The 1,333-nt window shown below is 27.7% G+C and carries 3 pseudogenes; all 3 read right to left on the bottom strand.

Annotated elements, in window-relative coordinates:
* Positions 1-242: 242 nt before the first annotated feature.
* Positions 243-475, bottom strand: a pseudogene (locus tag OC698_RS03105) (DDE-type integrase/transposase/recombinase); the annotation flags it as partial.
* Positions 451-723 (bottom strand): annotated as a pseudogene (locus OC698_RS03110) (phase variable surface lipoprotein); the annotation flags it as partial. The pseudogenes OC698_RS03110 and OC698_RS03105, both read right to left, overlap by 25 nt.
* A 487-nt stretch (positions 724-1,210) precedes the next feature.
* Positions 1,211-1,330, bottom strand: a pseudogene (locus tag OC698_RS03115) (single-stranded DNA-binding protein); the annotation flags it as partial.
* Positions 1,331-1,333: the final 3 nt, after the last annotated feature.

Genomic DNA, 1,333 nt, shown 5'->3' on the forward strand with positions numbered 1-1,333 from the left:
TAAAAAAATAATTTATTTTAGAGACGAGTTTTTTCTTTTTTTTGGTTAACTAATAAGTGAGGAGGCAAAATAATTTTGGTTTTTGTCTTGAGTAAAACTTTTATTGGACATTTAACTTTCTACAAATGGCGCAGTTCCAAAAAGTTTGGTTCACGAGAAAAGCGGAGATATTTCCGACTTAAATAGCGATCGAGATGATTATTAATATTCTTAAAAGTTGTCACAAAATATGGGTTCAGTGCGGCTTTTCGCGACATACTGATTAAAAACCCTTTTTTCTTAAAGTTTGTTGGACTTTTTTGGTTTGATAAACTGTTCTTTGATCGAAGTGTATAATACAAGGCGCTTTTAATTGGGGGGAGTTTTTAATTGTCTTTAAAACTAAATCTTGATTTTGTTGGTCGGAAACATGTGAAGCGATTATTTGGTTATTAAAAGCATCAATAATACAAAATAAATAATATTTAAACCCTTTTTATAGTTAGTTTTTAGTGGCTTATCATATTTATCCCGCTTGTTCGGATCTAGAGGATATAACTGTAAAGTTACTAATTTAGAAACATCAATTTTCCCAATTAATTTTTTGATCTGATTTTTCTTTTCATTTTGATAATTGATTTGGAAAAGGAGATAGTGGTTTTGAAGGGGGTTATTTGGACTTTTTAGGGGGGTTAAATCCGTAAGTAATAGTTTACTATGACTAGAAGATAAATTATCCTTAATTATTACTTTAATTGTCATATGTAAAGATTTTATAATTTTAAATAGCGTTTTAGCGCTATCTTAGCTTAATATACAAACACACTAACCTTGGTCAGGCCATTAAATTTAAAATAAATTTAAAATTAATATAATTAAAAGAACCAAATTATTTCTAACGCAAAGGATTTTATGATATCGATATCGATAATGATAAGAATGATATCTCGATAATATCAAATATCGATTATAATTATAATTATCGATATAAACGATATAAAATATAAAGTATCACTCCCCTTAAAGTAGGGTTTGGCAAAGAAATTAAGGGTGTCAAACGGTAACAAAGTGGTAATAAGATGGTAACTGAATGGTAACAAAGTGGTAATAATTATTTATTAATTTTTGTTTCTTTTTTATTTAAATTTGATAAATATCCAGATCTAATTTTTTTAACCCGATAGCCTTGTTTATCTTTGGCTAGAAATATTTTGATGTGTTTAAAATCTTGCTCTTTGTGATTAACAGCTAATTGAAAATCAATTTTGGGAATTTGTTCGTGATGGCTATTAATGTATTGTTTTTCTAAATTATGGCTCAAACGGCCGATTAATTGGACTTTGTTTAACATCAT

The sequence above is a fragment of the Candidatus Phytoplasma gossypii genome (assembly GCF_030586975.1).
GTDB classification, from domain to species: Bacteria; Bacillota_I; Bacilli_A; order Acholeplasmatales; family Acholeplasmataceae; genus Phytoplasma; species Phytoplasma citri.